Source organism: Sandarakinorhabdus sp., from assembly GCF_032115815.1.
Lineage (GTDB): Bacteria > Pseudomonadota > Alphaproteobacteria > Sphingomonadales > Sphingomonadaceae > Sandarakinorhabdus.
The window spans coordinates 1-26,762 of the sequence record NZ_JAUMBI010000083.1; the positions used below are offsets into that span (position 1 = coordinate 1).

22 protein-coding genes are annotated in these 26,762 nt (G+C 65.7%); 11 read left to right on the plus strand and 11 right to left on the minus strand.

All coding sequences use genetic code 11. From position 1 onward, the window contains the following. Positions 1-26: 26 nt before the first annotated feature. Together RT662_RS04860 and RT662_RS04865 are read right to left on the minus strand one after the other, a co-directional pair. The gene (locus RT662_RS04860; protein ID WP_313669583.1) at positions 27-1,208 is read right to left on the minus strand and encodes an acetyl-CoA C-acyltransferase; all 1,182 of its coding nucleotides are present in this window, start codon (positions 1,206-1,208) and stop codon (positions 27-29) included. 736 nt (positions 1,209-1,944) lie between these two features. Continuing rightward, positions 1,945-2,811, minus strand: a complete 867-nt coding sequence (locus tag RT662_RS04865) for a hypothetical protein (protein WP_313669584.1) — start codon at positions 2,809-2,811, stop codon at positions 1,945-1,947. A 218-nt stretch (positions 2,812-3,029) separates the two neighbouring features. Here RT662_RS04865 and RT662_RS04870 point away from each other — a divergent pair, with 218 nt between their 5' ends. Further along, positions 3,030-3,431: a hypothetical protein gene (locus RT662_RS04870; protein WP_313669585.1), complete on the plus strand. Its 402-nt coding sequence runs from the start codon at positions 3,030-3,032 to the stop codon at positions 3,429-3,431. A 105-nt stretch (positions 3,432-3,536) separates the two neighbouring features. On the opposite strand, the gene RT662_RS04875 is transcribed toward RT662_RS04870, so the two are convergent. Next, complete coding sequence (locus tag RT662_RS04875; protein ID WP_313669586.1) at positions 3,537-4,163, minus strand: histidine phosphatase family protein; 627 nt, start codon at positions 4,161-4,163, stop codon at positions 3,537-3,539. Between the two features lie 100 nt (positions 4,164-4,263). Here RT662_RS04875 and dnaN point away from each other — a divergent pair, with 100 nt between their 5' ends. Next, a complete protein-coding gene (gene dnaN / locus RT662_RS04880) occupies positions 4,264-5,385 on the plus strand; it encodes a DNA polymerase III subunit beta (protein ID WP_303783480.1) in 1,122 nt (373 codons plus the stop codon). Between the two features lie 183 nt (positions 5,386-5,568). Here dnaN and RT662_RS04885 read toward each other — a convergent pair whose 3' ends face one another. The 4 genes from RT662_RS04885 to RT662_RS04900 form a co-directional block, all read right to left on the minus strand. Beyond that, positions 5,569-6,426, minus strand: coding sequence for a phosphodiesterase (locus tag RT662_RS04885; RefSeq protein ID WP_313669587.1), 858 nt, complete (start codon positions 6,424-6,426; stop codon positions 5,569-5,571). Positions 6,427-6,550: 124 nt separating this feature from the next. Further along, positions 6,551-8,470 carry a cytochrome c3 family protein gene (locus RT662_RS04890; RefSeq protein WP_313669588.1) on the minus strand — a complete coding sequence of 640 codons (1,920 nt, stop codon included), beginning with the start codon at positions 8,468-8,470 and terminating at the stop codon, positions 6,551-6,553. A 13-nt stretch (positions 8,471-8,483) separates the two neighbouring features. Further along, positions 8,484-9,404, minus strand: coding sequence for a hypothetical protein (locus RT662_RS04895; RefSeq protein ID WP_409530139.1), 921 nt, complete (start codon positions 9,402-9,404; stop codon positions 8,484-8,486). Next, positions 9,404-11,935, minus strand: coding sequence for a cyclic nucleotide-binding domain-containing protein (locus RT662_RS04900; protein WP_313669589.1), 2,532 nt, complete (start codon positions 11,933-11,935; stop codon positions 9,404-9,406). The genes RT662_RS04895 and RT662_RS04900 overlap by 1 nt, the downstream gene beginning before the upstream one ends. A gap of 175 nt (positions 11,936-12,110) precedes the next feature. Between RT662_RS04900 and RT662_RS04905 the strand changes: the two genes are divergently transcribed. The 4 genes from RT662_RS04905 (at position 12,111) to ccmI (ending at position 16,418) form a co-directional block, all read left to right on the plus strand. Further along, entirely contained in the window at positions 12,111-14,096 is a 1,986-nt protein-coding gene (locus tag RT662_RS04905; RefSeq protein ID WP_313669590.1) for a heme lyase CcmF/NrfE family subunit, read from the plus strand. A gap of 9 nt (positions 14,097-14,105) precedes the next feature. After that, positions 14,106-14,639, plus strand: coding sequence for a DsbE family thiol:disulfide interchange protein (locus RT662_RS04910; RefSeq protein ID WP_313669591.1), 534 nt, complete (start codon positions 14,106-14,108; stop codon positions 14,637-14,639). Positions 14,640-14,755: 116 nt separating this feature from the next. Then, the gene (locus RT662_RS04915; RefSeq protein WP_313669592.1) at positions 14,756-15,157 is read left to right on the plus strand and encodes a cytochrome c-type biogenesis protein; all 402 of its coding nucleotides are present in this window, start codon (positions 14,756-14,758) and stop codon (positions 15,155-15,157) included. Beyond that, positions 15,129-16,418 carry a c-type cytochrome biogenesis protein CcmI gene (gene ccmI, locus RT662_RS04920; RefSeq protein WP_313669593.1) on the plus strand — a complete coding sequence of 430 codons (1,290 nt, stop codon included), beginning with the start codon at positions 15,129-15,131 and terminating at the stop codon, positions 16,416-16,418. Before RT662_RS04915 ends, ccmI begins: the two co-directional genes overlap by 29 nt. Here the strand turns inward: ccmI and RT662_RS04925 are convergent. Continuing rightward, complete coding sequence (locus RT662_RS04925) at positions 16,415-17,323, minus strand: LysR family transcriptional regulator (RefSeq protein ID WP_313669594.1); 909 nt, start codon at positions 17,321-17,323, stop codon at positions 16,415-16,417. The genes ccmI and RT662_RS04925 overlap by 4 nt on opposite strands. Positions 17,324-17,394: 71 nt before the next feature. Between RT662_RS04925 and RT662_RS04930 the strand changes: the two genes are divergently transcribed. Beyond that, the gene (locus RT662_RS04930) at positions 17,395-18,978 is read left to right on the plus strand and encodes an NADH-quinone oxidoreductase subunit L (RefSeq protein WP_313669595.1); all 1,584 of its coding nucleotides are present in this window, start codon (positions 17,395-17,397) and stop codon (positions 18,976-18,978) included. Between the two features lie 29 nt (positions 18,979-19,007). Continuing rightward, entirely contained in the window at positions 19,008-21,548 is a 2,541-nt protein-coding gene (locus RT662_RS04935) for a DUF2309 domain-containing protein (RefSeq protein ID WP_313669596.1), read from the plus strand. Between the two features lie 202 nt (positions 21,549-21,750). Here RT662_RS04935 and RT662_RS04940 read toward each other — a convergent pair whose 3' ends face one another. From RT662_RS04940 to RT662_RS04950, 3 genes are all read right to left on the minus strand, one after another. Next, the gene (locus tag RT662_RS04940) at positions 21,751-21,999 is read right to left on the minus strand and encodes a hypothetical protein (RefSeq protein ID WP_313669597.1); all 249 of its coding nucleotides are present in this window, start codon (positions 21,997-21,999) and stop codon (positions 21,751-21,753) included. A 93-nt stretch (positions 22,000-22,092) separates the two neighbouring features. Next, positions 22,093-22,413 carry an HPF/RaiA family ribosome-associated protein gene (locus tag RT662_RS04945; RefSeq protein ID WP_313669598.1) on the minus strand — a complete coding sequence of 107 codons (321 nt, stop codon included), beginning with the start codon at positions 22,411-22,413 and terminating at the stop codon, positions 22,093-22,095. A gap of 45 nt (positions 22,414-22,458) precedes the next feature. Further along, positions 22,459-22,899 (minus strand): host attachment family protein, encoded by a 441-nt coding sequence (locus RT662_RS04950; protein ID WP_313669599.1) that lies wholly within the window; start codon positions 22,897-22,899, stop codon positions 22,459-22,461. Between the two features lie 296 nt (positions 22,900-23,195). On the opposite strand from RT662_RS04950, the gene RT662_RS04955 reads away from it, so the two are divergent. Genes RT662_RS04955 through RT662_RS04965 form a run of 3 tightly spaced genes read left to right on the plus strand, consistent with a single transcriptional unit; the run spans position 23,196 to position 26,762 of the window. Further along, positions 23,196-24,269, plus strand: coding sequence for an AI-2E family transporter (locus RT662_RS04955; RefSeq protein WP_313669600.1), 1,074 nt, complete (start codon positions 23,196-23,198; stop codon positions 24,267-24,269). A 46-nt stretch (positions 24,270-24,315) separates the two neighbouring features. Next, complete coding sequence (locus tag RT662_RS04960; protein ID WP_313669601.1) at positions 24,316-25,443, plus strand: GDSL-type esterase/lipase family protein; 1,128 nt, start codon at positions 24,316-24,318, stop codon at positions 25,441-25,443. After that, the gene (locus tag RT662_RS04965; protein WP_313669602.1) at positions 25,443-26,762 is read left to right on the plus strand and encodes an SGNH/GDSL hydrolase family protein; all 1,320 of its coding nucleotides are present in this window, start codon (positions 25,443-25,445) and stop codon (positions 26,760-26,762) included. The genes RT662_RS04960 and RT662_RS04965 overlap by 1 nt, the downstream gene beginning before the upstream one ends.

Here is a 26,762-nt window from a genome sequence, read left to right on the forward strand (position 1 = left end):
CGGGGATAACGGGGATGGAATCCGCGTTAGATCAATTCCACCGCAATCGCCGTCGCTTCGCCGCCGCCGATGCACAGCGCGGCGACTCCGCGCTTGCCGCCGGTGCGCTCCAGCGCCGCCAGCAGAGTCGCCACAATCCGCGCACCCGATGCGCCGATCGGGTGCCCCAGCGCACAGGCGCCGCCGTGGATGTTCAGCTTCTCGTGCGGGATGGCCAGATCGTGCATGGCGATCATCGCCACCGCCGCAAACGCCTCGTTCACTTCAAACAGGTCCACATCCGCCACGGTCCAGCCCGCCTTGGCCAGCACCTTCTGGATCGCCGGCACCGGCGCGGTAGTGAACTTGGCCGGTTCATGCGCGTGCGCGGCGTGGGCCACAATGCGCGCCTTCACGCTCAAGCCTTGGCGCTCCGCCACACTCGCCCGCGTCAACACCAGCGCGGCGGCGCCATCGCTGATCGAGGAGGCATTGGCCGCCGTGATGGTGCCATCCTTCGCGAAAGCCGGCTTCAACGTCGGGATCTTGTCCGGCCGGGCCTTGCCGGGCTGTTCGTCCGTATCGATCAACGTCTCGCCACCCTTGCCCGGCACCGCCACCGGCACGATCTCGCCGGCAAAGGCGCCGCTGGCAATCGCCGCCTGCGCGCGGCCCAGGCTGGCGATGGCAAATTCATCCTGCGCTTGCCGCGTGAACTGGTAATCGCGGGCGCTCTCCTCGGCGAAACTGCCCATCAACCGGCCAGGGTCATAGGCATCCTCCAGCCCATCCAGATACATCGAGTCTTTAATGGCATCATGCCCAATCCGCGCGCCGCCGCGATGCTTCAACAGCAGATAAGGCGCATTGGTCATGCTCTCCATGCCGCCCGCAATGATCACATTGGCACTGCCTGCGCTGAGCGCATCATTCGCCATGATCATCGCCTGCATGCCGCTGCCACACATCTTGTTGATGGTCACCGCCTCCACATGCAACGGTAACCCGGCCCCCAACGCCGCCTGCCGCGCCGGCGCCTGGCCCAACCCACCCGGCAACACACACCCCATCACGATCTGATCCACCGCCATCGGCGAAACCCCGGCCCGCGCCACCGCCGCCTGCACGGCCGCCGCGCCCAACTCGGTCGCCTTCAGGCCACTTAGAGCGCCTTGAAATCCCCCCATCGGCGTGCGGGCGTAACTGGCGATGACGACGGGATCGGACATGAGGGTGGCTCCGGTTGCTGTGAGCGCCTTTTACGAGGGTGAGGCTACAGGCGGAAGGGAGAAAGCGGGCCTCCGGCGGGCAGGGTCGCAGACCCTGCACCCGTTTGTTTTCGGGTGTGCTGGATGGGAGGGTGTCTGCTTACGCCCCAGTTGCGGGCGGTAAAAATGCTGTCATTATGCGACGTAGGAGAAAGTAATGACAAAATCTTGGTCGGCAGTTCTAGCCTTGCCGCTGATGGCCTCTCCAGTCTCATCTCAAACAGTTCCAGAGGGTGTCCACACAGAGGCAGCTGGCCCATCAAACGTGTGCGGTATTGGCGGAGCAGATGCGCTCGCCATCAGACAAAAGCTAAGGGCCGACCCATCGATAACTGAGAAGCCGTCAGGCTCAAGTCGCTTTGAAACCTATTTCTCGACAAACGAGCCAAAGCAGTGGACCGTCACGACGAAAGCAGATGCTGCTTACCCTGCGGTGACCTGCGTATTCCTTTACAACTCGGGAGCAGGCACCGACATGAAGCGGGAAATGCGGTGCGACGCAAGCCGCGAACGGTGCGATGCTCTGTTCTCAGAATTTCGAGCCAATGACGACCGGATCAGAAAAAGTCTGAAGGGTGGCTGACCCGTAAGTCCGGTTTCCACCCCATACCCGCCATCAAGCGCCACCCAAAAACAAACGGGTGCAGGGTCTGCGACCCTGCCCGCCGGAGGCTCTCCGTTCTCCCCTTTCACCCCATCACACGAAATCCCCCGCCGCCCGGCTCCACCGCTTCGCCGCCAATATCGGCCGCGCGGCGATGGCTTTCTTCAGGGTCGCCTTGCGCCCGTCCCATTGCGGGGCGCCGATGGCGATCAGTTTGGCCAGGGGGGTGGGGCTGGCCAGGGCTTCGGCGACGAGGGGCCAGGTCATCTTGCCGCCGCGGCCGTGGTGCAGGATATCAGCGATCACCAGGCATTGATCGGCGGGGCGGCCGTTGATGTTCACGCGCTTGTCGGCGCGGGCCATGAAGCTGCGATAGGTGGCGACCATGGTGCTCACCTGGGCGTCGCGGGCGCTGGCGTGGTGGGTGGCCCAGTGGATCAGCTTGGCGGCGGCGATCACTTCGGCGTCTTCCACTTCGTCCAGGGTGGGGTTGAGGTAGCGCATCAGGGATTCGGTGGAGGTGGCGCTTTCCAGGGGGGAGAGGCCGGCATCGGTGACGCGGTGGATGCGGCCGCCGGCCAGTTCGAGGTGGGGGAAATAATCGTCTGCCTCGGGCCGGGCGAGCAGGGCGCGCAGCATCTTCACGAAATCGCCATCGGGCACATGCGCGGCGAACTGGCCAAAGCCGAAGGTGAAGGCGGCGCGATCATAGCTGTTCAGCGTGAGGAAGCTGCGGCCTTCGCAGATCGCGGTCGGCTCGATGAAATCGGCCCAGAAACCGTGGCCGCCGGCAAAATCCGCCGCCGTGTAGAACAAGGGCGTGAGCGGGCTGCCGCCGAAGACGTTGTACAGCCCGATATTGCCGCCATAGGGCACGCGCCGGCCAACGAAGAACCGCTGCCCATCGGCGCGGGCGAAGAAATTATTGGCAGTGCGTTCGATCTGGAAATTGATCGGCATGGGTCATCCCCCCGAGAAAGTGGGTGACCCTGCGCGCCAGTCTATCAGCAAATCCGCCGGCGCGCCTAGCCTGCGGGTCGAAGGGAGCAGGAAGCCTCCGGCGGGCAGGGTCACAGACCCTGCACCCGTTTGTTTTCAGACGCGCGGGTAAGGAAGCTGCGGGCTTTCAACACAGCTCAGGCCTGTCAGCCAGTCCCAACTCATGCTAGCTTGGATGGATGATCAGAATTTCGTGCGCTGCATGTGGCCAAACTCTTACGCGTGATGGTCGATGGGGTGACATATCGGAATGGGATAATCTGGTGGCAGAGCGGTGTTCGCCGGTCGCCGCCGGTGTATTTGTCCGTCTGCCGGAAGACAGCGTCTCAGTTCTGCAGCCCGACAATCAATCCAGGACACAAGTTTATTCCCCGGAAAATGCTGTTTCAGCGCATCCGGAAATGGTGATCAGGGAGAATTGGACGTCCGCTGGCGTTGATCAAGGCTGTTGCGGATCGAGCGGAATGGATGGCCCCAATCGCGCCTGCACCTGCGGGCAAATGGTAGCGACTGAATGGAGTGACTGCTACACGCAGGCAGAGATACGCTTCCTGCCCGATACAATTGTTGTTTCCGAATAAAATCGGATTTCCACTCCAAACCCGCCGCAAAGCGCCGCCCGAAAACAAACGGGTGCAGGGACTGCGTCCCTGCCCGCCGGAGGCTCTATCCCTGCCTGAAACCCCTCAGGCCGCCCGCACGCCCTGCACGCCGCTGCCCACGTGCAGCATCGTCTCCGCGCCATCGCGAATATGGAACACGGTGCCTTGCGGCGCATCGGCGGCGACGGGGACGCCTTGCCAATCCTGCCCGCCCACCAGGATGCCGCGCAGCACGCGGGCGGTGATGCCGTGGCTGATCACCAGCAGCGGCCGCGTCATGTCCAGCCCGGCCAGCCAGTCGGTCAGGCGGGCGGCGATTTCGGGGAACCATTCGCCGCCGGGGGGCGGCACGCGGAACAGGCGGCGATCGGGGCAGACGATATGTTCGCCAAGCTCTGCAACGATATCGGCGTAATAGCGGCCTTCCCATTGGCCGACGTCGATTTCGAGCAGGCGCGTGTCTTGCCGCCAATCAAAGAAGGGCACGCCCAGATGCTCGCCCACGATGGCGGCGGTTTGCTGGGTGCGGCCGGAGGGGGAGACCCAGAAATCGCGATCCGGCGCTTCGCCCAGAGTTTCGCGCAGGGCGGCGCCCATGGCTTCGGCCTGGGCGATGCCGCTGCGGGTGAGTGGGGTGTGCGCCATGTGGCCCTGCATGCGGGCGGCGGCGTTGAACACGGTTTCGGCGTGGCGGGCGAGAATCAGATCCATCTGCCATTCATAGGCCCATTTCCCCGCACATCGCCACTACCACCGTGCGCGTTTGTGGCTATAGTGCAGCCATCTTCACCATTTCGTTACAGGGATCAGAATGAAGGCCACCGTTGAGCGCGCAACCCTGCTGAAGTGCCTGGGCCATATCCAGTCGGTGGTGGAACGTCGCAACACCATTCCGATCCTTTCCAACGTGCTGATCGAAGCGCGCGCCGATGGCCTGCGGTTGATGGCGACAGATCTTGATCTGCAGGTGGTGGAAAATATCCCCGCCGCGATCGATCTGAACGGCGCCACCACGGTTTCGGCGCACACGCTGTTCGATATCGTGCGCAAGTTGCCGGAAGGTTCGCAGGTTGAACTCGCCGTTTCGGGTGACCGCATGAGCGTGAATGCCGGCCGCAGCCGGTTCAGCCTGGCGACGTTGAAGCGCGATGATTTCCCGGTGATCGCCGAAACCGATCTGCCGGTGCGCTTCACGCTTTCGGCCGGTGAGCTGAAGGAACTGATCGACGCGGTGAAGTTCGCGATCTCCACCGAGGAAACCCGTTATTATCTGAATGGCATCTATCTGCATGCCACCACCGGCCCGTCGCCGAAGCTGCGCGGTGTGGCCACCGATGGCCACCGCCTGGCCCGGATCGAGCTGGACCTGCCGGCCGGCGCGGCCGACATGCCGGGCGTGATCGTGCCGCGCAAGTGCGTGAACGAAGTGCGCAAGCTGCTTGATGAAATGGCGGCGGATGCGCCGGTGGAAATCGGCCTGTCGCCCGCGAAAGTGCGGTTCCGCTTCTCGGCGGATTCCACGCTGACCAGCAAGCTGATCGACGGCACCTTCCCGGATTATACCCGCGTGATCCCGACGGCGAACGACAAGCTGCTGAAGATCGATGCCAAGGTGCTGGCCGAAGGCGTGGACCGCGTGGCCGCCATCGCCACCACCGAAAAGACCCGCGCGGTGAAGCTGGCGCTGGGCCGGGACAAGGTGACATTGTCTGTCACCAGCCCGGAGAATGGCACGGCTTCGGAAGAAGTGCCGGCCGATTATGCCGCCGCCGATATCGAGGTGGGCTTCAACTATCGCTACCTGCTCGATATCCTCGGCCAGGTGGGCAGCGATCTGGTGGATGTGCATCTGGCCGATGCCTCGGCACCAACGCTGATCCGTGAGAATGATGAGGCGAAGGCGCTGTATGTGCTGATGCCGATGCGTGTGTGAAGCGAGGCGGCTGCAAACAGCGGCGCTGTTTGCAGACTCGCCGAGCGAGCGGCCAGCGACCGAAAAGGGCGGCCCCGCAGGCCGCCCTTTTTCGTGTCGTCTGACGGCGCGGCTCCGCCGCGCTCTTTCTTCCCTGCTCTTTCTTCCTTGATAGCGGACTCGGCGGCTTTGCCGCCGGCCGCCTCAGTGCTGCGCGCCGGTGCGCTCCGCCAGGATGTGCTGCACCGTCGGCTGCATGCGCGCGTTGTAGCGGGCCAGCACCGGGTGTTCGCCGCCGGCGCAGAAATGGGTGATCAGGTCCCGCCCGGTCCAGTAATGCAGGGCAAAACCGGGCATTTCCGCCACGATCATGTCGCGGCCATCGGGATTTTCGCCGTCGATCTCGCGGAAATCGATGGCCACTTGCGGCGCTGCTGAGGGGCACACGGCCAGCGTGGTGCCGTGCCAGCCGGTAACGATGGCGCGATGCAGATGGCCGGTGATCATGCGGATGATCTGCGGGTGACGGCGCACCACTTCGGCCAGGCGCTGCACCCAGGGTGCGTCCAGATCCTCTGTCATCCAGCCGTTGCCTGTCTCGATCGGCGGGTGATGGAGGACAAGCACGGTGGGTCGATTGTCTTCCAGCAGCGTTTCATCCAGCCACGCGGCCTGTTCGGCGGAAAGCGCGCCGCCGTGATGGCCTTCCTCCAGCGTATCGAGCACCACAAAGCGCAACGGGCCGTGCACGACGGCATATTGCACATGGCCGGTGCTGCAGACCGGCACATCGGGAAAGACGCTGCGAAAATTGGCCCTGAGATCATGATTGCCCAGCGCGAAATGCACCGGGAAGGGCAGGCGATCGGCGATGGTTTTCAGGGTCTGATAGGAGGCGATGCTGCCGCTTTCGGTGAGATCGCCGGTGGCCAGCAGCAGATCGGGCTGCGGCGAGAGCGCCAGCAGCGATTCCACCACCTCGTCGAAACGCTTGCGGTTCATTTCCGCCGGATCATCCGGCTGGAAACCGAGGTGGATATCAGTCACCTGGGCAATCAGCATCTTGCGCACCTCTGCGGCCACTTACAACGCTGGGGTTGCCCCCCAAATGGCCGTTGCCTGGGCAGATACGGCACGACTTGGGAAACTGACGCACCGATGCGGCGATGGCAAGTGGCGCCGCGCATCAGGCCGGAGCCTGCCGGCTGCGAGAAGCGGCAACCCGGGCGGGCTTGATGTGGCCAGCGGGCAGCGTGCCGGCCGGTGCAACCCCGTCGTGATAGCCGTGACAGGTGTCGCAGCTGGCGCCAGCCTTGGCCGTGGTGCTGAGCATCGTCTTGGCCGGGGCGCCGTGGCATTCGCGGCAATTGGCAAAGCCGGGGATGTTCACGTCGGTGGAGGCCTTGGATTTCACCACGCCGGTGTGGCAGGCGACACAGGCGGCCTGGCCGGTCTTGGCGTCATAGCTCTTGTGCTTGCCGTGCGGGAACTGGCCTTGCGGCAGATAATGATCGTTGATGCTGACCGGCGCGATGGCAAAGCGCCGGGTGAGATCGGCGGCCCCGGTATCGGTGATGACATGGCATTCGGTGCACAGGCCCTTGCCGGTGAACACGCTGACCACTGCGGCCTGGGCACGCGCCGCCGGATTGCCGCCGGAAAGGGGAGCCGCGGGTTTGCCGGGCAGGCGGCGGTCAAAGCTCAGCCGCTGCACCCCGGCGCGCGGCGCGAAGGCCTCGGACAGGGTGAAATCGCGGATGATGCCGGCCACCTGGGCCGGCTTGCCGTGCGGCAGCGTGCGGAAGGTGCCGCCATCGCGGGCAAAGGCCAGATCGTGGCAGGCGCCGCAGTTGGCTTCCATGTCGATGGGCTTGAAGCGCACCTGGTCGCTATCGGCCTTGTGGCAATAGCTGCAGGGCAGGGCGCCATCGGCACCCAGCGGCAATTGCTGTTTCTGCGCCATGTTGGCCACGGCGTTGGTGGTGGATTGGTGGATGTCGTGCGGGTAGATCAGCCCGGATTTCTCGCGCGCGCCGGCGAGCGCCGTGCGGGTGAACACCGGCTTGTCCAGCGACGGCGACGAAACCAGCGTGGCGCGGAAATCGGGGTGCTTGGCCCAGCCCGGAACGTTGGCCACCGCCGTATCGGCAAGGCGGGATTTCAGACCGCCGTGGCAATCGGTGCAGAAGCTTTCCGCAACCGTCATCACGGTCGCTTCGCCTTCATGTTCCTTGTGGCAGCTGGTGCAGCGGCCCTGTGGCAGATTGAAGGCGCTGTGCGCGGCACCCATCACGCCGGATTCGGGCAGGCGACCCTTGGTCATGCGGGCCGGGGCAGCATGATCGGGCAGGGCCGAGGCCGTGTGGCAGGCCTGGCAGCTGCTGTCGGTCACGCTCACAAACGCCTTGTTGTGGCAGGCGCCGCAATTGTTGGACAGGCTGGCATGGGCATTGGACAGCGTGCCGCTCGACCAACTCTCATCCGGCGCAAAGCCGCCGGCCGCCGCTGGCCGGGCCGTGGGCACGCTGAGTTTGCCATCGCCAAAGGCCTGGCCCGGGGTGACGGGCCGGGCCGCTTCGGCCACCATGGTCTTGGGCAGCGCGGGTTCGCCTTCGCCGATGAAGTGGAACAGCGGCACCAGGAACAACAGCACCAACACCGCCAGCCCGCCAATCCACGCCATGCGGCGCTTGGTGGGCATCGCGCCCGAAAGCGAGAAGATGCTGGTTTCCTGCGCCGCGTCGGCGGCTTCGATCGCTGGCACCACGCGTTCGGCGGTGATGGCAATGGCGCCGTCCTCACCGGGCGTCAGCGACAGCCGGAACGGGCCGATATCGATAACGGGATTTTCAGCCACGGCCATATCGGCACGGGTAACGAACTTGCCGCCCACCTCCACCGGCACGCCGCCGGTGGCTTCCAAGCTCACCTTGCCGGGGCTGATCTCGACCAGCCGGGCGTGGCGCAGCATGACGGCCAGATCGGCCAGCTGGATATCGCAATCGGTGCCGCGCCCAACGGTCAATTCAGCCTGCACCAGCGTGCGGGTGCGAATGATGTCCCCACCATCGGCGCGTTTGGCGACCTGGCGAACGATGAAGCTCATGCCCGCCTCCCCCTTACCAGTACAGGAACACGGAAATGATGTGCGCCAGCAAGGCCGCCAGCAGCGCCAGCGTTACCGGCACATGCACATACAGCCACAATTCCAGCTGGGTTTTCATGCGGATATGGCGACGCGCCTGCGCCAGCGCCGCCTCTTTCCTTTCGAGCAGGAACTCGATCTGCTGCAGGCGATCATCAACCCGGCCCGTGCGCCGGCCGGTCATCACCTTCTCGGTGATTGCCGCCAGCGCCCGGATATTGCCATCCTTGGCATAATTGCCGGACAGGCGTTGGCCCAGCGATCCGGCGATGCGGCATTCTTCCAGGCTCATCCGCACCAGCGCCGCATCTTCGGCGTCCAGCGGTTGCGCCGCCGTATCGAGCTGGCGATCCAGCGTGCGGATCGCTTCAAGCATCTGCAATTGGGTCACCTCGCCGCGGTTGGCTGACAGGCGTTCGGGCAGCGTCGCATAAAGGCTGATGCCCCACAGCCCGGAAAGGATGACGATCATCATCAGCGCCCAGGCCAGCGTGTGGACGTTCCAGCCCAGCTGGAAGCCGGTGTGCAGCGTGCCCACGACGATCAGCGACAGGCCCAGATAGACATGCGCGCTGGTCCAGCCCTTCAGGCTGAACGGCTTGGAACCAATCACGCGCTTGCGCACGCCCAGCAGCGACAGCCACACGATCATGCCGGCACCGATGGTGCCAAGCAGATAGCCCAGCCAGGTGCCGCCATTGTGGCGCGGGACGGGATCGGTGAGCAGATAGGCCCCCAGCGCCACCACGCTCAGGGTGATCGCCACCTTGGCCCAGCGGCCGCGCTTGTGATTCAAAAAGCCTTCGTGGGCGGTATCGCGCGGCGCGCGGTTGACGGCCTTGCCGGTCATCGCCTTGCGGGCGGGGGCCTTGCTGGCAGGGGCGGTGCTGGCCATCAGCGGTCCTCCCGGTTCATCAGGGCGACACCGAGGAATTGTTCCGGCGAAACGCGGATTGCAGCGCCGGTGGGGCAGGCGCGCACGCAGGCCGGGCCGCCTTCCTGGCCCGAACACATGTCGCACTTGATCGCCTTCTTGGCCTTTTCGGCATAGGCGGGATCATGTTTCTTGGCCCATTTGTGACTGGCTTCGCCGGGGCCGGGGCCGCTCCCGAACAGGAACCAGCTGAGCAGCCAGGGCTTCTTCGGCGGCACCTTGTCCATGCGGATCACGCCATAGGGGCAGTTGCGCTGGCAATTGCCGCAGCCGATGCAGGTTTCATCAATATAGACTTCGCCGGTCGGCCCGCGGTGGATGGCGTTGGGCGGGCAATCGGCCATGCAGTGCGGATGTTCGCAGTGGCGGCAGCTGGTCGGCACGTGCAGATGGGCATAGGTGCGCCCGGCTTCGCGATCCAGCCGCGACAGGCCGTCGTGCGTATCGGCGCAGGCCTTTTCGCAATTGTCGCAGCCCACGCAGAGCTTTTCATCGATCAGCAGCACGTCGGTGGCTTCACCCACGCCCTGTTCGACCAGGAAATTGGCCACCCCGGTGTACATGTCCACCACGCCGGAGAAGCTGTCCTTCTTGGATTCGATGAAATTGTTGAGCTGGGTGCGACTGGCCATCTCGCCGCGCAACTTGTCGAGCAATTGCGGCTTGGCCGCGAGCAGCGCCCGGAACGGTTCACCGGCGAGCCGGATGACGTCGCTCTTCACCGCCGCGCGCACCGTGGCGGAGCGCGCACTGCCGTCGATCACAGCCATTTCGCCAACATAGCTGCCGGCCGGCACATAGGAGAGGAACACCGGTTTGCCGCCGATCGATTTTTCCACCACCATCGATCCGGACCGGATGATGAAGATATCGTCGCCGGTCTCGCCTTCCTTGATGATGGCCTGCCCGGAGCGGATGGTTTCCACCTTGGCGCCGGCGATCACGTCGACCAGATCGACGGGCGCGAGACCCGACTTGAAGATCTGCAGCAAGGTGCGTTCGGTGTTGACGCGGGTGATCTCGCGCGATGCCGACGGCACCTGGCTCATCAGTTTGAGCGCGGCGTTGCGGCTGATTTCCACCACGATGGTATCGCGCGCGGCCCGGATGGTCGCCCCGCGCCGGCGGCCGGAGATCAGGCCGACTTCGCCGAAGATCTGGCCGGTGCCAACGGCCACGGTGATGGACGGATCGTTGGGGTTCACCTCCACGGCCACCTCGCCATCGGCGATGCCGAACAGCGATGAACCGGGCGCATTGCGTTCGAAGATCACCTCGCCTTGCGCATAGCGCTTCACGGCCGAATCCAGCATGAATTCGCGCATCTGCAGGCTGCTCATGCCGCCCAGGATCGAAACGCGTGTCCGCAGATATTCCAGCCATTCGGCCACGCTGCGCTGGCCCGGCAGGCCAGCAAATTTGGCCTCCAGGATCGGTTCGTCGGCGGGTTTCAGATCCAGATTGCCGTTGATGAACTCCACCACGTCGTGGCCCTGGTTCATGCAATGCTTGATCAGCGGATAACCGGCCAGCGCGCCAACCACATAGATGCCGGGCGCGGTCGATTCAAAGGTGGCGGAAAGCTTGGGGAAGGCCAGCCGGTCGTTGGACGCAAATTCGATGCCGCAGCCTTCGACAAAGCTGCGCGGCGGTGCCGAACCGATGCGGGCGATGATCCGGTCGCAGCGCGCCCGCACTTCGCCGTCGCGGGTTTCAACCGTGATGAAGCCGGGTTCCACCGCCGTGGTGTTGGATTCGGCCATGATGCTGATGCGCCCCGAATCGCGCGCCGCCATCAGCGCCTTGACGTTGGCATCCTTTGCAGTGGGGAAATCGGCGGTGCGGTTGATCAGCGTGACCGTGTTGTTCTGCGCCGGATCGGCACAAAGGCCGAGCGCATTTTCGATCCCGGCATCGCCGCCGCCGATCACGAAGATATGTTCGTCGGTATATTCGGTGGGATCATCGAGCTGATATTGAACATGGGGCAGGTTGCCGCCCGGACAGCCCATCAGATTGGGGTTGCCCTGCGTGCCGAGTGCCATGATCACGGCGTCGGCCATGATCTCTTCGCCATTGGTCAGCATCAGCCGGTAGGGCGGGGCGTTGCGCTGCAGTTCGGTCGTCGTGGTGGTGCCATCGCGGTTGCGGGTGGCAATCTGCATCACCGAACCGGGGATGGGCGCGCCGGTGCCAACGATGCTCTTCACTTCGGCGCCGTGCTTGACGTTCACGCCGGCGGCCGCTGTCTGTTCGTTCCAGGTGCCCAGCACCAGTTCGCGCTTGCCGGCTTCGAAATCCAGCGGGGAGCGCAGCACCAGCTGTGACGGCGTTGCCATCACATGCTTGCCCTTCTGATATTTGTAGATCGTGTCCGACAGATGGTCGGTCTTTTCGAGCAGGATATGGCTCAGCCCCAGCTTCGCGGCATGCGCGGCTGCTGAAAGGCCGCCCGGCCCCGAACCTACAATCGCAATGCGATACGTCGTCACAACGGCCTTGCCCCCCGGTTCAAGCCCCTCGATACAAACCGCTGGCTGCAATCTGTGTAGCAGCGGTTTGATCCCAGATAAATCCTAGCATCTTGTTCCGCATCGGCTAGAGCAAGATTGCAGTTTGACCAGATTATTCGTTGCTTCGCCGCCGCTTGCTGGAGATGAATAGCAGATGCTTGCCGAGATCGGCCATTTCGCCCTGATCCTCACCCTGCTGGTGGCGGCTGCCCAGGCCGTGCTGCCGATGCTGGGCGCCATCCGCGGTGATGCGGCGCTGATGGCGTTCGGGCGCAGCGCGGCATCCTTGCAGGCGCTGCTGATCGCCATCAGCTTTGGCTGCCTGATGACATTGTTCGGCCAGGCCGATTTCTCGGTCAAACTGGTCGCCAATCACAGCGCCCTGTCGCAGCCCTTGCCCTATCGGTTGGCCGCCACCTGGGGCAATCACGAAGGCTCCATGCTGCTGTGGGTGCTTGTGCTGTCGATCTATGGCGCCGGCATTGCGAAGTTCGGCGACAATCTGCGCGTCACGCTGCAGGCCCGCATCCTGTCGGTGCAGGCGATGATCAGCGTCGCGTTCCTCGCCTTCGCCCTGTTCACGTCGAACCCGTTCGCCCGCCTGTTCCCGGTGCCGCTGGACGGGGCAGAGCTGAACCCGCTGTTGCAGGATCCCGGCCTCGTCTTCCACCCGCCCCTGCTCTACCTGGGTTATGTCGGCTTTTCCGTCACCTTCAGCTTTGCCGTGGCGGCGCTGCTGGAAGGCAGAGCCGATCCGGCCTGGGCGCGCTGGATGCGGCCATGGGTGCTGGCGGCGTGGGTGCCGCTCACCATCGGCATCACGCTGGGCAGTTTCTGGGCCTATTACGAACTGGGCTGGGGCGGCTGGTGGTTCTGGGATCCGGTGGAAAACGCCAGCTTCATGCCGTGGCTGATCGGCACGGCGCTGCTGCATTCGGCCATCGTCACTGAAAAGCGCGGCAGCCTCGCCGGCTGGACCATATTGCTCGCCATCCTCGCCTTCTCGCTGTCGCTGATCGGCACCTTCCTGGTCCGCTCCGGTATCCTCACCTCGGTGCATGCCTTTGCGGTCGATCCCGAACGCGGCGTGTTCATCCTCGCCATGATCATCGGTGCCACCGGCACGGCGCTGGCGCTGTTTGCCGCCCGCGCGCCGATGCTGCGGTCCGGCGCGATGTTCGGCAGCATCAGCCGTGAATCGGGGCTCACCTTCAACAATCTGCTGCTGATGGCGCTCACGGCCGTGGTGTTCCTCGGCACCTTCTATCCGGTGATCATGGAAGCCGTGTCGCCCACCAACAAGATCTCGGTGGGCCCGCCTTATTACAACCTCGTCTTCGTGCCGCTGGTGGCGCCGTTGCTCATTCTCGTCACCATCGGGCCGATGCTGTCGTGGAAGCGCGATGATCTGGCGGTGCTGGGCAAGAAACTGCTGGTGCCGGTTACCGCGATCGCGGCGCTGCTTGCCGGGCTAACTCTGTGGCTGGGCGCGGCGCAGGTCGTGGCCGCGTTGGGCCTTGCGCTTGGCGGTTGGCTGGTGCTGGGCGCTGCGCTGGTGCTGGTGCGGCGCTGGTGGGGTGCTGGCGGCTTCTCGTGGCGGCTGGTGCGCACCACGCCGGCGGCGACCATCGGCCTCGTGCTCGCCCACGCCGGGCTGGGTTTCACCACCGCCGGCATCGCGGCGATGACCAGCTTTGCCGCTGAAAAGATCCTGGTGATGCGCCCCGGCGAAACCGCGGCGGCTGGCCCGGTCAGCGTCACCATGCTGGGCGCCGAGGAAGTGGACGGCGCCAATTATCGCGCCCTTCGCGCCCGCTTCACGGTCAGCCAGAACGGCAATGAACGCGGCCTTGTGTCCGAACGCCGGATTTACACCGTGTCGGGCAATCAGACGACGGAAGCCGGCATCGGCGTCTCGCCGCTGGGCAATCAATATGTTGCCATCGGCGATGTGCAGCAAGACGCGCGCGGGCAGGGGCTGGTGGTGCGCATCTACTGGCATCCCCTCGTGGGCTGGATCTGGTTTGGTGGGCTCCTCATGGCGATGGGCGGTGCGGCCAGCCTGGCCGATCGCCGCTTCCGCATCGGGGCACCGCAGGTGCGCAGCCCCCTTGCGCCCGTGATGGTTCCGGCGGAATAAGCGCGGACCATGAAACGCCTGCTGTTCATCCTGCCGGTCATCGCCTTTGCCGGGCTCGCGGCCTTCCTGGGCTTTGGCCTCACGCAGGACCCCAAGGAACTGCCGAGCCAGTTGATCGACCGGCCGTTGCCAGAGTTTGCGCTGCCCGGCATCGTGCAGGGTGGCCCCGGCCTGGCCAGTGCCAGCTTCAAGGGCGAACCGCGGCTGCTCAACGTGTGGGCAAGCTGGTGCGCCGCCTGCCCGCAGGAACACCCGGTGCTGGAACGCATCGCCGCTGAAGGCTTCCCGGTCTATGGCATCGCCTGGAAGGACAAGCCGGAAGACAGCCGCGCCTTCCTTGCCCGCTATGGCGATCCCTATTCCGGCATGGGCAGTGATTTCCCCGGCCGCACCGCCATCGATCTGGGCGTGACCGGTGCGCCAGAGACGTTCGTGGTCGACAAGAAGGGCCGCGTCCGTTTCAAGCAGATCGGCCCGATCAGCCCGGAAGTTTGGGAAGGCCAGATCAGGCCGCTGATGCAGAAATTGCGGGCTGAAGCATGACCCATCCCAACTCGTCACCCCGGCGAACGCCGGGGCCCATCGCCCAAACTTTGTACCGAGCACTCGTGGCGGGGCTGTTGCTTGCGTCGCCCGCCGCTGCCGTCCTCCCCGATGAAATGCTGCCCGATTCGGCGCAGGAAGCGCGCGCCCGCGCCATTTCCAAGGATCTGCGCTGCGTTGTCTGCCAGAACCAGTCCATCGACGACAGTGACGCGCCGCTGGCCCGTGATCTGCGCCTGCTGGTGCGCGAACAGATCGCCAAGGGCAGCAGCGATGCTGAAGTGCGCGATTATGTCGTGGCGCGGTACGGCAATTTCGTGCTGCTGAAACCGCCGATTGAAGGCGATACGCTGCTGCTGTGGCTGGGGCCGTTCGCGATCCTGTTGCTGGGCGGCACCGGCCTGATTTTCTGGCAACGGCGCAAGCCGCAGCCGGGTTCTGCCGCAACGTCCGATGCCGCCCCGCTCACCAAGGCTGAACGCGCCGAGCTTGACCAGCTGGCTGGCCCGCAAGACTGAGACCATCATGACACTCTGGATCATCCTCACTGCGCTCACGGCGCTGGCTGCGGCCTGGCTCACCATCCCGCTGGTGCGCCGCCACGAGGCAAGGGTGGACGCCCGCGCCGCCACCATCGCCGTGCTGAAGGATCAGTTGGCCGATATCGATGTGCAGCTGGCGGCCGGTGCGATTCAGCCCGGTGAAGCCGAAGGGCTGAGGAACGAAATCCGCCGCCGCCTGCTTGCCGCCGGCCATATTCCGGCCGAGCTGGACAGCACCATGGGCCAGAAGGCGCTTTCCGGCCTGGCGCTGGGCCTGGCGGCCATGGTCGCCGTGGCTGGTGCCGCAATGTATGCCAGCATGGGCCAGCCCGAACTGGCGGGTGCCGCTGCACCGGCTGGCGCGCCCGCAGCCGCTTCGGCCGCTGCCCCGGTACCGGATGCCGCCGCGCAGGGTGAGGTGAACCAGCTGGTCGCCGGCCTTGAACAGAAGATGCAGGCCAACCCCAATGATCCGGAAGGCTGGCGCATGCTGGGCTGGAGCTATTTCCAGACCGGCCGCTATGGCGATGCCGCCAAGGCCTATGCCCGCGCCATCGCGCTGAAGCCCGATGGCGAAGGCTATCAATCGGCCTATGGCGAGGCGCTGGTGCAGGAAGCCGGCGGCCAGATCACGCCGGCCGCGGCAGCCGCCTTCGAAAAGGCCGCCGCACAGGACGGCGCCGATGCCCGCGCCCGCTATTTCCTTGCCGTACGCAAGGCCGAACAGGGTGACCGCAAGGGCGCCATCGAAGACATGCTGCGCCTGGTGGCCGATTCGCCCGCCGATGCGCCGTGGCTGCCGCAGTTGCGCGCCGTGATCCAGCAGACGGCGCAGGCCGCCGGCATCGACATCGCCGCACGGCTGGCCGCCACCAAGCCGGTGGGCAATGCCGCCGTGCCCGGCCTGCCGCCGCCCGTGGCCGCCGCTGCCGCCGCCAATGCCGCAGCACCTGCTGGCGTGATGCCCAGCCCCAGCCGCGAGCAGGTGCAGGCCGCGCAGGCGATGAACCCGGCGGATCGCCAGCAGATGATCCGCGGCATGGTTGAAGGCCTTGCCGAAAAGTTGAAGGCCAATCCCAAGGACGAAGGCGGCTGGCTGCGCCTGATGCGCGCCCGGCAAGTGTTGGGTGACGCGGCCGCAGCCAAGACCGCCCGTGATCAGGCACTGGCGGCCTTTGCCGGCGATGCGGCGGCGCAGGGCCGCATCAGGGCCGCAGCGGCGGAGATGGGGCTTTAAGCCTCCAGCAGTTCCGCCAGCAGCGGATTCGGAAAGCGCCGGCGCTGGGTGATGGCGTGGAACTCTTCGGTCAGGCCCGGGATGGTGAACATCTCCACCAGTGTCCCGGCCGCCAGTTCATCCTTCACCACGATCGGCGGCACCAGGGTGAGCGCATCGGATGAACGGGCGAGCAGGCGCAGCATCGCCATGTCGTCCACTTCGGCGAGGATGATCGGCTGGATGCCGGCCTGGTCCAGCAGCTGATCAAAGGCGGTGCGGATATCGAGGCCGCGGGCCGGCAGCAGCACCGGCAGCTTGGCGAGATCGTGCGGGAAATTGAGCGGGCGGTGGATCAGGCCGGGTGGTCCGACCAGCCCCACCGGCTGCTGGGCGATACGGCGCGAAACGATATCGGGCGCCACGACGCCGCGCGGCGGCTGGTTGGCCAGCACCACGTCCAGCTCATGCGCTTCCAGTTGCGCCAGCAGGTCGCGGATGGTGCCGGAGAGCATGACCAGCTCGACATCGCGGCGGCCAATCAGCGGCGCGATGAACTCGGCCTGGAAATTGCGCGACAGCGTGGGCAGGGCGCCGATGCGCAATACCTGTTGATCCAGCCGCACCCGCCCGGCCAGCGTCGATTGCAGCGCATCGCCGGCGGCAAACACCGTATCGGCGTAATCGAGCGCGATTTTCCCGGCCTCCGTCAGCGACATGCGCCGCGCTTCGCGTTCGAACAGCGCATGCCCCAGCTGCGCTTCGAGCGCCTTCAACTGCACCGATAGCGCCGATTGCGACAGGTTCAGCTGCTGCGCGGCGCGGGTCAGGCTGCCGGCATGCGCCACCGCATGGAAATAGCGCAGGTGGTTGTAGTTGAGCGCCGCCATGATCTGGCTTTCATAAAAACGAACAGTTACACGCAATATATCTATTTTACGGGGGCTTCGCCAGCGCATAGATGGCCGGTCGTATCCTTGATTGTGGAGCGACACGGATGACGACAACCCCCCTGATGTGGCTGATGCTGGCCGGGCCTGCGGCGCTGCTGGCGCTGGCGCTGCTGCCTGCCGGCAATCCCAGGCGCCTGGCCGGCCTTGCCCGTGGCGGCGCGTTGATCAGTCTTGCGACAGCCGCTGTCGGGGCGCTGCTGGTAGCGCTGGGCGGCCCGTTGGCGACCCCGGTGCTGCCCGGTTTCGGCATATTGTTCGATGCGCTCACCGCCGTGATGTTCCTGTTGGTCAGCTTCGTCGGCAGCATCGTGGTGCATTTCGCGCGCAACTACATGGCCGGCGATCCCGGCCACGCCCGCTTCACCCGGTTGCTCAGCGTCACCCTGGCCAGCGTCCTGCTGCTGATCCTGTCGGGCAACATGGCGATGTTCCTCGCCGCCTGGGTGGCGACATCGCTGGGCCTCAACAAACTCCTCGTCTTCTACGGCGACCGGCCTGCGGCGGTTCTGGCGGCGCGCAAGAAGTTCATCGCCAGCCGGCTGGGTGATCTTTGCCTTGCCGTTGCCATCGGCATGGTCTGGGAGGTCACCGGTGCGCTGGAGTTCAGCGGCGTGTTTGCGGCCTTGAAGGGCATCACTGCCAGCGGCGAAACTCCGGCCAGCCTGACCCTCGCCGCCGTGCTGATCGCGGCGGCCGCCCTGCTGAAATCGGCGCAATTCCCGCTGCACGGTTGGATCACCGAAGTGATGGAAACCCCCACGCCGGTCTCCGCCCTGCTGCACGCCGGCATCATCAACGCCGGCGGCTTCCTGGCCCTGCGCTTCTCGCCGTTGCTGCAACTGTCCACCCCGTCCATGGACCTGCTGCTCATCGTCGGCGGCTTCACGGCGCTGTTTGCCAGCGTGGTGATGCTCACCCAGAATGCCATCAAGGTGGCGCTGGCCTGGTCCACCATCGCGCAGATGGGTTTCATGCTGCTGCAATGCGGCTTGGGCGCGTGGCCGGCAGCGCTGCTGCACATCGTGGCGCACTCGCTCTACAAGGCGCACGCCTTCCTGTCGTCGGGCAGCGTGGTCGATATCGCCCGCGCCAGCTGGTCGCCCAGCCCCGGCGGTGCGCCGCACCCGGCGCGGCTTGGCCTGGCGGTCGCAGGTGTTATCGCCGGTGTCGGCATCGTCGGGACGCTGTCGGGCTTCGAACTGGCCCGCGAACCCGGCCTGTTTGCGCTCGGCGCCATCCTGCTGATGGGCCTCACCCATTATATCGCCCAGTCAATCGATACGCGGCCCACCGGTTTTGTCATCGCCCGCACCATCGTTGTTGCCGCTGCGGTGGCCGGCCTGTGGTTTGCCCTGCAATCGGGCATGGCGGCGCTGATGGCTGGCACCTTGCCGGAAGCAGCGAACCGCACCGATCTGGTGGCGCTGGCGGCGATCTTCGCGGTGGTGGCGGGCTTTGCCCTGCTCACCATCGGCCAGGCCAGCTTCACCACGGCCAAGCCGGGCGGCGCAACGCCGGAATGGGTCCGCGCCTTCTACGTCCACGCCCACAACGGGCTTTACGTGAACGCGCTCGCCAACCGGCTGGTGCTGCGCTGGTGGCCCACCGGGCTCCAAGTGCGCCGCTGAGCTCCTCCCTTTTCGCGAAAGGTCCCCCCATGACGACCGAAACCCTCGCCCCTGAAATCCTCGCGCCGGCCTCCACCGCACTGGAATCCGCCATCGCGGAAGCCTGCCAGCGCATCGCGCCGCTGTGGCCGTTGAAGCACTTCGTCGCCGTGAACCCCTTCCTGGGCTTCACCGGCCAGAGCTTTTCCGCCACCACCGCCACCCTGCGCCGCGTCGCCAAGGTGGACATGCTGATGCCGCGCAGCTTCTACCGCGAAGCACTGGCCGACGGCATCATCAGCGACGATCACATCGCCGCCGCGCTGGTCCGCGCGCCGGGCAATGCCGCCATCCCCGCGGATGTGGCGCTGGCCAAGGCCGCGCTTGCACGTGATCCGGTCGCGCGCGCCAATGGCCCCGCCGTGGTCGCCACCATCGCCGAAGTGCTGGACCGGCTTTCCGCCGGCGATCGCCAGGCCAGCCGCACCGCCTTCATGGTCGATGAAATCTCGCGCTGGTGTGCGGCCTATTTCGATGAAGGCCAGGCCAGCTGGCAGATGCCGGTGCGGCACATGTCGCCATGGGCGGCGTGGCGCGAAACCATGCGCCACGATCGCAATGCCGAAGCGCTGGGCGTGAAGGATTTCCGCCGTATCATCGCCGATCTGCCCGCCGATCCGGTCGCCGCCATCGGCCTGATCGTCGAAGCCATCGGCATCCCGCCGCGCGCGCAGGCCGATTATCTCCACCGCGCGCTGTTCGATATCGGCGGCTGGGCGGCCTATGTGCGCTATCTGGTGTGGGACAATGGCCTCTATGGCCGCCAAGACACGCGCCTGGTCGAGCTGCTCGCCATCCGCATGGCCTGGGGATATGCCCTGTTCTGCCAGCGCAAAGATGCCGCGTTCCAGGCTGCCTGGGCTGCCGAAATGCGCCAGGCGGCCGAGCTTCCCGATGATGCCGGGCTCTCGGCTGATCCGGAACTCGCCGTCGATCTGCTGTTCCAGGAAGCCTATGAAAACGCCTGGCAGCGCCAGTTGCTGGCCAAGCTGGCCCGCGAAGATCAGGCCCCGCAGCCGTTCCAGCTGCCCCGCGCGCCTGGCCGCAAGCCGCTGCAGGCCGCCTTCTGCATCGACGTGCGCTCCGAAGTCTATCGCCGCGCGCTGGAACAGGTGGCGCCGGGCAGCGAAACCATCGGCTTTGCCGGCTTCTTCGGCTATCCGATCGAATATATCCCCATCGGCCGCGAAACCGGCGGCGCCCATTGCCCGGTCCTGCTCACCCCCGCCTTCACCATCACCGAAATGGTCAATGGTGCCTCGGCTGATGAGGAGATCGAGGTGCTGGGCCTGCGCCTGCTGCGCCGCCGTGCCACCAAGGCGTGGAAAAGCTTCAAGCAATCCGCCGTGTCCAGCTTCAGCTTTGTCGAAGCCATGGGGCTGGCCTTTGCGCCCAAGCTGGTCGGTGATGCGCTCGGCCTCACCCGCACCGTCTCCGATCCCAACACCGACGGGCTGGACGGCGCGGTGATCGGCAAGCTCGGCCCGCGGCTCGATTGCCAGGTGGTGGGCGGCCGCATGACCGGCCTGACGGCACAGCAGCGGCTGAACCAGGCCGAAGCCGTGCTGCGCGGCATGAGCCTGACCAGGGATTTCGCCCGCCTGATCCTGCTCGCCGGCCATGGCAGCACCACCGCCAACAACCCGCACGCCTCCGGCCTCGATTGCGGCGCCTGCGGTGGCCACACCGGCGAAGCCAGTGCGCGCATTGCCGCCGATATCCTGAATGATCCGGCGGTGCGCATCGGCGTGCGCGGCCGCGGCATCACCATCCCGGACGACACATGGTTCCTCGGCGCCCTGCACGATACCACCACCGATCAGATCAACATCTTTGATCGTGATCGCGTGCCGGCGGCGCTGCGCGGTGAATTGTTCGAACTGGATGGCTGGCTGGATCGCGCATCAAGGCTGGCCCGGCGCGAACGCGCGCGCTTCCTGGCGCTGGACGAACCGCAGGGCGATATCGATGCCCAGGTGCTGCGCCGCAGCCGGGATTGGGCGCAGGTGCGGCCCGAATGGGGCCTCGCCGGCAACGGCGCTTTCATCGCCGCGCCTCGGGCACGCACACTCGGCATCGATCTGGGCGGCCGCAGCTTCCTGCACAATTATGATTGGAAGCAGGATGAAGGCTTTGGCGTGCTGAAACTGATCATGACCGCGCCAATGGTGGTCGCCAGCTGGATCAACCTGCAATATTACGGCTCCACCGTGAACAACCGCGTGTGGGGCGCCGGCAACAAGGTGCTGCACAACGTGGTCGGCACGCTGGGCGTGCTGGAAGGCAACGCCGGCGATCTGAAGACCGGCCTGGCCTGGCAATCCGTGCACGACGGCGAACGGCTGATGCACGAACCGCTGCGCCTCAACGTCTTCATCGAAGCGCCACTCGCCGCGATCAGCGAGATCATCCTGGCTCACAAGATGGTGCAGGATCTGGTGGACAACCAGTGGCTGCACTTGTGGGCCATGGACGACACCGGCCGCGTGGCGCACCGGTACCACAGGGATGGTGAGTGGCTGGCGGTCTGAGCCGCATTGCTTGACCAACGGCGGTGTTGCCCCACGCAGCGCCGCAGCCGCGCCTTTCTTGCGATCAGCTGGAGTCGAATGTGTTTACGCGGCACTTGGCCGCTCCCCACCTGGCTGCCCAACTCCGATAAATTCCGTGGTTGGTCAGGCGGGGGAGCGGGCCGGAGCGCTACGAACGGTTATGTCGGCACGGAAGGCCGTCCTATTTGGTGTGAGGGCCGCTCCATTCTGGTTTGCTCAGCTTTGCCTTGACCCGGCGACCAGGTAGAGCGCGCTGCTCACGGCCGTCAGATGAGTCATTCCCCAATCCCAGGTCCAGGCCTGCAGTGGTTTTGCCGGTCGAGCCTCCAAAGTCGCATCCGGGCCTGTCGACCGGATGGCCCGTTGTCTGTTCAAGCAGGGTGTCGGGCTGAGCCTCGACAGCTGCTGTTTCCGATTTGGCTTTGGTCATGTCATTCTCCTCGGTGCGCGCCAATCGGGCGCCCGATCACGGCGGCACAGTTGGCCTGCATCGCTTTGCCGCTCCGGCTGCAGAGGCCGGTTGCTAATGATCCCTGCCAGCCGACAGCTTGCCGAAGGTGGTTTCGAGCAAGCGGACCATCTTGTGGATCGCGGATGCTACGGCCTTGTCGACTGTATCAGCCTGTTCCGTCGTTACGACCGGGTCCAGCCCTTTTGGTCGGACCTCAACGACGCAACGCTTGTCAACGCCGGCGCGTTCCGCGTTGGTGTCGGACAAATGCAGTTCCACCCGCGTGATCCTGTCGGAAAAGCGCGATAATCCCTCGCTTGCGATTGCTTCGATTCGTTCGACAAGCCCTTCGCTGCCCTGGATGGTGTTGTCCGTGTTGACCAGTATCTGCATTGCAATTGGTTCTCTCATCTGAAGCGTTGATTGGCATCGCGCGGATCAGCTGGCGGCGATGGCAGCCATGATCTCATCGGTTGGGCGCCGTGCGACATCCTTGGAGATTTCTCCGATCACACGCCTTTCAACCTCGGTATGAAAATGCTTGCGCAGCTCGCCGAGGGTCCTTGGGGCGGCGATGACGATAAAACTATCGATGTGGTGCGCCAGCACCTCGCGCTTGAGCATTTCGGCGGCTTCGACGGCAAATCGAATCTCATCCAGTTGATGAAAGTCGGTCTGTTCATGGCTGGATCGCCTGGTGCCGGCGCTCTCGTGAGCCCTCCCGGGCCTCTCGGTGCCTTGGTCGCGGGTGGCTGCACTGTCCTGAACGAGGTGCATGACGATGTTGAGTGCAGGCTGCGCCTCGCTACCGTCGTTCTTGAACAACAGCAGCTTTCCGCCATCCATGACGAGCACATGAGCGTTTTGTGGAATATCCATGTCGGCCCTCTATTGTTTGCTACGCGCTAAACGCGCCGAGCCGCCGATTGTTCCATCGCGGCCAACGACACACCGCGATCGGATGAACTTCAGACCGTTATAATGATGAACCGCGCTGGGTTCGTCGGCAAAAGTCCCGATATCAGTCATCTGATAATCCACTCCATTTCCGCCATGGCGCGCTCATCCTGAACCAACGTGGGCAGGGACTGGTTCCCCGCCCACGTCACCCCGGACTTGATCCGGGGCGGAGGCCCTCTTTCTTTCCGCCGCCAGCGCGGCCATGATTGCACCGCATGACAACGCCCCCCGCCACTGAACCCCATCACATCCCCGGCCATGGCCCCAGCCCGGATGACAGCGGCCGCTGGTTCCGGCGCACGTTGGCCGTGATGGCCGCCATCGGGCTGGCGCTGGCGGCCTGGCATTTGCAGCAATTGCTGCTGGTGTTGTTTGCCAGTGCATTGGTTGGCCTGATGCTCAGTGATTTTGCCGCGCTGTTGCAGCGCCGGCTGCGGCTGCCGTTTGCGCTGGCGATTGCGGCGGCGATCTTGATCCCTCTCGCGGCGCTGGCCACCATTTTCGGGTTGTTCGGCACCATGATGGTGGAACAGTTCATCCACCTTTCGGAACGCTTCCCGGCGGCACTGGCGCAGGTGGAAAGCTGGGTGCGCAGTTATGCCATTGGTGATGACCTCATTTCCCAGCTGACCAATTATGCGCCCAAGATGGAACAGGTGGTGGGCATCGTGCAGGCGACGCTGGCCAATGTCGGATCGGCGATCACCGGCTTTGCGGTCGTGCTGGTCGCGGCGCTGTATCTGGCGGCGCAACCGCGGCTGTATATCGATGGGTTGATCGCCATGCTGCCATCGGAATCGCGGGTGCGTGCCAGCGAAACCGTGGCGGCGGTGCGCACCTCGCTCACCGCCTGGCTGAAGGGCCAGGCCATCGGCATGGCGTTTGTGGCGGTGGGCACCTCGCTGGGCCTGTGGCTGGTGGGCCTGCCGTCGCCGCTGGCCATTGGGCTGGTGGCCGGGCTGTGTGAGTTCGTGCCTTATCTGGGCGTGATTCTGGTGGCGGCGCCCACCGTTATCCTGGGGTTCGGCCAAGGGGCAGATACCGGCATCTTCACCATCATCGCGTTGGTGGTGGTGCAGCAATTGCAGGGCAATGTGGTGATGCCGATCGCGCAGAGCACCTTTGGTGATGTGCCGCCGGTGCTTACCATTTTCAGCCTGATCGCGGCCGGCACCTTGCTGGGGCCCTTGGGCGTGGTGCTGGCGGTGCCGCTGACGGTGGTTGGCATGGCGCTGTTGAAGGTGCGCCTGGCGCGTCTTGGTCGGTCTTCGCCGCTCACCGGGGGCTGAACCTCTTGCGACTCCGCGCCGGGCGTGGTGAAGACCGGCGCACATCATGTCCGAACCTGCCTCCCCAAATCCGGCCTTTCTGCTGATCGATCGCACCGCCGTGCTGTTTTGCGGCGTGGCGGCCGGCATTGCCATTGGCCTGGCCTTTGCGCCGCAGTTGCAGGGCTGGATGGCCGAAGGGCCGCCGGTGACGGTGGCGGTCGCTGCGCCGGCACAGGTGCTGGATGGCGACGGGCTTCCGCAAGCGGTGGCGGCCAAGGCCGATGTGCCGTCCGGCCTCGCCCGCGCCGTCGCCGAGAAACGGCCGTTCCGCATCGGCGTGTTCGGCGACAGTTTCGGCGATGGCCTGTGGGTGGCGCTGTACAACCAGTTGCCGCGCCGCGAAGCCTTCCACGTGCTGCGCTTTGCCGAGCAGGCCACCGGCTTTACCCGTTATCGCCAGGACAATCTGGAAGACAAGCTGGCCGCGCAATTGGCCGAAGGCCCGGTGGACGTGGCGGTGATCAGCTTTGGCGCCAATGACACCCAGGGCATTTTCGTGGGCGGCAAGGTGGCGCCGCTGTTGTCGCCGGCGTGGCAGGTGGAGATCGGGCTGCGCATCACCCGTTATGTGAAGGCGCTGCAGGCGCAAGGTGCCAGCGTGGTGTGGGTGGGCCTGCCGATGATGCGCGATCCGAAATATGATGCCCAGGTGCAGGGGCTGAACAGCTTTCACGCCCGACTGATGGCCGATCTGGGCGTGCCGTTCATCGATACCCGCGCCGCCGCCGTGGATGCGCAGGGCCGCTATGCCTCGCACCTGCCGGGCAAGGATGGGGTGCCGTGGCTGGTGCGTGCCGGCGATGGCATCCACATGAGCATGAAGGGCTATCGCCTGCTGACCGATGCGCTGGCCACGCGCCTGCGCGACTGGGGGCAGGCCGCCCGCGCCGGCAAGCCGGTGACGGCGGATCTGGTACCGCCGCCGGCTCCAGCGCCGCCCGAACCGGCGCCGGCAGCCGCCGACAGCGAACCGCCAGCCGCCGTCAGCACGCCGCCAGCGCCCAGCCAGCCGCCGGACACCGCCGCGCCCATTCCGGACACCGATTCAGCGCCGATGCAACTGCTGCCGCCGCAACCCGCAGCGCCGCCAGAGCAGACGCCGCCGCCGCCAGCCGAACCGCCCCGGCCCTGATGGCAGCGTTGCTTGCCTCGCTGGCGTTGGCTGCTGCGCCTTGCCTGGCGGCGCTGTGCGGGGCCGAGCATCTGGCCGGCGTGCCGCTCACGGCGGCCCAGATGCCCACCGATCGCCCGGTGCACATCCTGGCTGTTGGCGATTCGCACACGGCGGGCGATGCCATCACCGGCGCCCTGCGCGAGGCGCTGCAGGCGCGGCTGGGCAATGGCGGGCGCGGCCTGATGCCGGCCGGGCGCCCGCATGCCGGGGTGCGCCTTCGCGGAGTTTCCGTAACAATGTCAGGTTCATGGAGCGCGCGCGGCCTGTTCGGCAGCGGTGCGGCGGAGGCCTGGCCGCCGCGCGGTATCACCGGCTACACGGTGAGCAGCCGCACGCCCGGCGCGGCGCTGGCGTTGACGGCTGATGCCAGTTTCACCGCCTTCGGCGTATGTGTCGCTGCGGTCAGCGACGGCCCGCGCCTCAATCTCACTCTGGGCACCGACACGCAGGAACTGGCCTTTGCCGGCGATGGCCCGCAGTGCCGGCGCATCGTGCCGGGCTCAGCCACCGATAGCGCGCGGCTGGAACTGGTCGCTGGCGAGGCGATCATCACCGGTTGGTGGCTGGAACGGCCAAGCGGCGTCATCCTTTCCAATCTGGGTGTGCCGGGATCGCAGCTGCAATTCCTTGGCCGCGCCGATGACGCCACTATTGCGGCGCAATTTCAGGCGCTTCCAGCTGATTTCGTCATCCTGGCCTTTGGCACCAACGAAGGCTTTGCGCCCTTCTTCGATGCGACGCGCCTGGAAAGCCAGATCCGGGAACAGGTGGCGCGCATCCGCCGGTTGGCCGGGCCGGTGCCGATCCTGCTGCTCGGTCCGCCCGATGCCGCCAGCCGCAACAGCGCGTTGCGCAACAATGTGGTGGGCGGCGCGCCGGCGGCTGAGGATTGTAACCGGGCCATCCAGGCCACGCCAGGGCGCCTGCCAGTGGACGGGATCGACATCCCGCTGTGGAACGACGAAGGCGGCACGCTGGCGCCCGATCCGGTCACCCTGTCCGGCCCGATGCCGCGTGCCGTGCGGCGCGGGCTGCCGCTGTTCAACCCGCCGGCTCTGGCTGCGGCCAGCGCGGTGCAGCGCCGGGTGGCGGCTGATCTTGGCATCGCCTTCTGGGATTGGCGGGCGCGGCAGGGGGGAGCCTGTTCGGCGGTGCGCTGGATGCAGACCGGACTGATGGGCCCGGATTTCATCCATTATTCTCCGGCCGGCGGTGCGGAAGTGGCGCGGCTGCTGCTGGCCGATTTGGATGCGGCGCGGGTGGGCGGGCTGCACTGA

What these genes read in the sequence shown, in the direction of transcription:
- RT662_RS04860 (WP_313669583.1), bottom strand. Translation starts at nt 1,208, where the DNA reads ATGTCCGATCCCGTCGTCATCGCCAGTTACGCCCGCACGCCGATGGGG.
- RT662_RS04865 (WP_313669584.1), bottom strand. Translation starts at nt 2,811, where the DNA reads ATGCCGATCAATTTCCAGATCGAACGCACTGCCAATAATTTCTTCGCC.
- RT662_RS04870 (WP_313669585.1), top strand. Translation starts at nt 3,030, where the DNA reads ATGATCAGAATTTCGTGCGCTGCATGTGGCCAAACTCTTACGCGTGAT.
- RT662_RS04875 (WP_313669586.1), bottom strand. Translation starts at nt 4,163, where the DNA reads ATGGATCTGATTCTCGCCCGCCACGCCGAAACCGTGTTCAACGCCGCC.
- dnaN (WP_303783480.1), top strand. Translation starts at nt 4,264, where the DNA reads ATGAAGGCCACCGTTGAGCGCGCAACCCTGCTGAAGTGCCTGGGCCAT.
- RT662_RS04885 (WP_313669587.1), bottom strand. Translation starts at nt 6,426, where the DNA reads ATGCTGATTGCCCAGGTGACTGATATCCACCTCGGTTTCCAGCCGGAT.
- RT662_RS04890 (WP_313669588.1), bottom strand. Translation starts at nt 8,470, where the DNA reads ATGAGCTTCATCGTTCGCCAGGTCGCCAAACGCGCCGATGGTGGGGAC.
- RT662_RS04895 (WP_409530139.1), bottom strand. Translation starts at nt 9,404, where the DNA reads ATGGCCAGCACCGCCCCTGCCAGCAAGGCCCCCGCCCGCAAGGCGATG.
- RT662_RS04905 (WP_313669590.1), top strand. Translation starts at nt 12,111, where the DNA reads ATGCTTGCCGAGATCGGCCATTTCGCCCTGATCCTCACCCTGCTGGTG.
- RT662_RS04910 (WP_313669591.1), top strand. Translation starts at nt 14,106, where the DNA reads ATGAAACGCCTGCTGTTCATCCTGCCGGTCATCGCCTTTGCCGGGCTC.
- RT662_RS04915 (WP_313669592.1), top strand. Translation starts at nt 14,756, where the DNA reads ATGCTGCCCGATTCGGCGCAGGAAGCGCGCGCCCGCGCCATTTCCAAG.
- RT662_RS04930 (WP_313669595.1), top strand. Translation starts at nt 17,395, where the DNA reads ATGACGACAACCCCCCTGATGTGGCTGATGCTGGCCGGGCCTGCGGCG.
- RT662_RS04935 (WP_313669596.1), top strand. Translation starts at nt 19,008, where the DNA reads ATGACGACCGAAACCCTCGCCCCTGAAATCCTCGCGCCGGCCTCCACC.
- RT662_RS04940 (WP_313669597.1), bottom strand. Translation starts at nt 21,999, where the DNA reads ATGACCAAAGCCAAATCGGAAACAGCAGCTGTCGAGGCTCAGCCCGAC.
- RT662_RS04945 (WP_313669598.1), bottom strand. Translation starts at nt 22,413, where the DNA reads ATGCAGATACTGGTCAACACGGACAACACCATCCAGGGCAGCGAAGGG.
- RT662_RS04950 (WP_313669599.1), bottom strand. Translation starts at nt 22,899, where the DNA reads ATGGATATTCCACAAAACGCTCATGTGCTCGTCATGGATGGCGGAAAG.
- RT662_RS04955 (WP_313669600.1), top strand. Translation starts at nt 23,196, where the DNA reads ATGACAACGCCCCCCGCCACTGAACCCCATCACATCCCCGGCCATGGC.
- RT662_RS04960 (WP_313669601.1), top strand. Translation starts at nt 24,316, where the DNA reads ATGTCCGAACCTGCCTCCCCAAATCCGGCCTTTCTGCTGATCGATCGC.
- RT662_RS04965 (WP_313669602.1), top strand. Translation starts at nt 25,443, where the DNA reads ATGGCAGCGTTGCTTGCCTCGCTGGCGTTGGCTGCTGCGCCTTGCCTG.